General features: G+C 67.1%; 4 protein-coding genes. All 4 read left to right on the forward strand.

Features of this window, described 5'->3' with window-relative positions:
• The first annotated feature begins 42 nt into the window (after nt 1-42).
• Nucleotides 43-621, forward strand: coding sequence for a CvpA family protein (locus ABWP09_RS11240; protein WP_353205226.1), 579 nt, complete (start codon nt 43-45; stop codon nt 619-621).
• A gap of 140 nt (nt 622-761) precedes the next feature.
• On the forward strand, nt 762-1,196 hold the full coding sequence (locus ABWP09_RS11245) for an iron-sulfur cluster assembly scaffold protein (protein WP_353205227.1): 435 nt from the start codon (nt 762-764) through the stop codon (nt 1,194-1,196).
• On the forward strand, nt 1,193-2,953 hold the full coding sequence (locus ABWP09_RS11250; protein WP_353205228.1) for a cation:proton antiporter domain-containing protein: 1,761 nt from the start codon (nt 1,193-1,195) through the stop codon (nt 2,951-2,953). Before ABWP09_RS11245 ends, ABWP09_RS11250 begins: the two co-directional genes overlap by 4 nt.
• Nucleotides 2,950-3,260: DUF423 domain-containing protein (locus ABWP09_RS11255; protein ID WP_353205229.1), on the forward strand; the 311-nt coding region annotated here is incomplete at its 3' end. The genes ABWP09_RS11250 and ABWP09_RS11255, both read left to right, overlap by 4 nt.

Below are 3,260 nucleotides of genomic sequence, written 5' to 3' on the forward strand. Positions count from 1 at the left end.
CCCTCTCGACCTCGCCGTCCCACTCGCATAAGACGCGCGCCCATGAACCTCACCGCGCTCGATATCCTTGTCCTGCTTGCCGTCGGCGGCGCGGCGACGCTTGGCATCGTGCGCGGGTTCGTCACCGAAGTGCTGTCGTTGTTCGCGTGGGTCGGGATCGTGTTCGCGCTGAAGCTGTTCCACGTGCCGTTGACGCATGCGCTGACCGGCGTGGTCGGCACGACAACGGGCGCGGCGGTGCTGGCCTTCGCGATCCTGTCGGGCGGGACCTATTTCGGCGGGCGGATGGTCGCCAACGCAATCGGTGCGCGCACGCGCGATTCGGTGCTCGGTCCGGTCGATCGTGCGCTCGGCTTCGTCTTTGGCGCGCTCAAAGGTCTGATTCTAGCAAGCCTCGCGTTCCTGCTCGTCGTGCTGATGACCGACACGGTACGCGGCGGCCCGACGCACCGGCCCGAATGGCTGACCTCGGCGCGCGTCTATCCGCTGCTCAACGAAACCAGCGCCGCGATCGCCGACTTTGTCGACCGCCGTCGCAAGGGCAAGCCGGTGTTCGGAAAAGCAGACACGGCGCGTGATTTGGGGAATATGAGCGAGGCGTCTTCTTCCTCCCCTCCCTGAAAGGGAGGGGCTGGGGGTCGGTCGGCCCGTTATCAAGCGCTGTGGTTGCCCCATACCCACCCACCCTCGACCCCTTTCTTGCAGGGAGGGGAGAACAAGCATGGGGTGACGAACGGCCGTCAGGCCCCTACATCGCCCCCATGAACGCGCCGCTCTACAATACCGAAATCCTCCGGCTCGCCGCGACGATCCCGCATCATGCCCGCCTGCCCGATGCGATGGGCTCCTCCGAAAAGCGTTCACCAATCTGCGGCAGCCGGGTGACGGTGGACATCAACACCGATGCCGAAGGCCGCGTTTCCGAGCTCGGCCTGCTGGTCCGCGCGTGCGCACTCGGGCAGGCGTCGGCGTCGCTCCTGGGCGCGGCAGTGATCGGCAAGACCCCCGCTGAAATCGCCGCCGCGCGCGATCAGCTTGCGGCGTGGCTGGGCGGCACCGGGCCATTGCCCGATTGGCCCGGTTTCGCGCTCTTCACCCCTGTGCTGCCGCACAGCGCGCGGCACGCCTCGATCCGGCTCGCCTTCGAAGCAGCGGCCGAAGCCGCCGCTGCCGCCGCCGCAAAGGTGCCTGCATGAGCGAGTCGTGGCTGCGCGACGGCGTTGTCCTCGGCGGGTTCGCGCTTGTCTTCGTACTGATCTTCCGCCGCCTCGGGCTCGGCGCGACGCTCGGCTATCTCGTCGCGGGCGCGGTGGTCGGGCCGCACGTGCTGCGGCTGGTTGGCGATGCCGAATCGATGATCGGCGTTGCTGAACTCGGCATTACCTTGCTGCTGTTCATCGTCGGGCTCGAGCTCAATCCGACGCGGCTCTGGGCGCTGAAGAAGGAAATCTTCGGGCTCGGCCTGCTGCAAGTGATTGCCTGCGGAATCGCGGTGACGGGCGTGGTCTATCTCGGGACGCATTTCTCGCTCGCGGCGGCGCTGGTGCTGGGGTTGCCGCTTGCTTTGTCGTCGACCGCGCAGGTGCTGCCGATGCTGCAATCGGCCGGGCGACTGCGGACGCCGTTTGGCGAGCGCGCTTTCTCGATCCTGTTGTTCCAGGATCTGTCGATCGTGCCGTTGATCACGCTGGTCGCGGTGCTGTCGCGCAATCCGGCCGATGCGGGTGGTCCGCCGGGCTGGCTGCTGTTCCTCTATACCGTCGGGGCGATTGGCGGGCTGGTGCTGGCGGGGCGCTTCCTGTTGCGCCCGTTGTTCCGCATCATCGGCAACCTCGGCGAGCGCGAGATGTTCGTGTTTGCCGCGCTGTTCACCGTGATCGGGGCGGCGGCGATCATGGAAGCGCTCGGCCTCTCCACCGCGCTCGGCGCGTTCGTGGCGGGCGTGATGCTGGCCGACAGCCCGTACCGGCACGAGCTTGAGGCCGATGTCGAGCCGTTCCGTTCGATCCTGCTCGGGCTGTTCTTCGTCGCGGTCGGGATGATGCTCGATCTGAACGCGATCGCCGAGCGGCCGTTGTTCGTGATCGGCATGGCGCTCGCGCTCATTGCGACCAAGGCGGTGATCATCTTCGGCATCGGCATGGCGTTCAAGATGACGTGGCGCAGCGCGCTCGCTTTGGGTCTGCTGCTGAGCCAGGGCGGCGAGTTCGGCTTCGTCCTGTTCGCGCAAGCGCAGCGCGCGATGCTGATCGAACCGCAAGCCGCCAGCCTGTTCGGCGCGATCGTCACGCTGTCGATGGTGACCACGCCGTTCCTGATGATGATCACGCAGCGCATCCGCGCCGAGCCGATCAAGCAGGGCGACCGCGAGGGGCCGAAGGCCGACGGATCGAACGCGCTGATCGTCGGCTATGGGCGTTTCGGGCAGACGGTTGCGCAAATGCTGATCGCGCAAGGCGTGCCGGTGACGCTGATCGACACCGATATTGAGATGATCGATGTGGCGTCCGACTTTGGCGCGAAAGTCTATTATGGCGACGGCACGCGGATGGATTTGCTGCGGCAGGCCGGCGCGGGCGAGGCGGAATTGATTATGTTCTGCATGGACGGCGACCAGCTCTCGCCCGAGCTGATCGAGGGCGTGCATGAGGCGTTCCCGCACGCCTCGATCTTCGTGCGCGCGTATGACCGGCGCGCGGTGATCAAGCTGAAGGGCGCACCGCTCGACGGGGTGGTGCGCGAAGTGCTCGAATCGGCGGTGAAAATGGCGCGGATGGCGCTCAAGAGCCTCGGCGTCGAGGACATGGAAATCGATCGCACCGAGGATCTGTATCGCGGTCGCGACAAGGAACGCCTGCGCGCGCAAGTCGAAGCGGGCGACATTCGCGCGGCGCGCAACATCATTATCACGCAGCCCGAACGCGGCGGGCTGGCCGAGGAGCAGACGGGATGAACTGGATCGCGATTCTGGCGGCGCTGTCGGGCGCGCTGGCGGTCGGCGCGGGCGCGTTCGGCGCGCACGGCGCGAGCGGGCAAGCGCAGGAGTGGCTCAAGACCGGCGCGCACTATCAGCTGATCCACGCGGTGGCGGCGCTGGTCGCGCTGCGGATGGAGGCGCGCGGATCGGCGTGGCTGTTCATCGGCGGCGGGGCGGTGTTTGCGGGGACGCTGTATTTGATGGCGCTGGGCGCGCCGCGCTGGTTCGGGGCGATTACGCCGATTGGCGGGGCGATGCTGATTGGCGGGTGGTTATGGCTGGC

The sequence above is a fragment of the Sphingomonas sp. genome, assembly GCF_040398505.1.
In the GTDB taxonomy this organism is placed as follows: domain Bacteria; phylum Pseudomonadota; class Alphaproteobacteria; order Sphingomonadales; family Sphingomonadaceae; genus Sphingomonas.

Excerpts from the sequence above, each read along its gene's own strand:
- ABWP09_RS11240 (WP_353205226.1), top strand. The coding sequence starts at position 43 with ATGAACCTCACCGCGCTCGATATCCTTGTCCTGCTTGCCGTCGGCGGC.
- ABWP09_RS11250 (WP_353205228.1), top strand. The coding sequence starts at position 1,193 with ATGAGCGAGTCGTGGCTGCGCGACGGCGTTGTCCTCGGCGGGTTCGCG.
- ABWP09_RS11245 (WP_353205227.1), top strand. The coding sequence starts at position 762 with ATGAACGCGCCGCTCTACAATACCGAAATCCTCCGGCTCGCCGCGACG.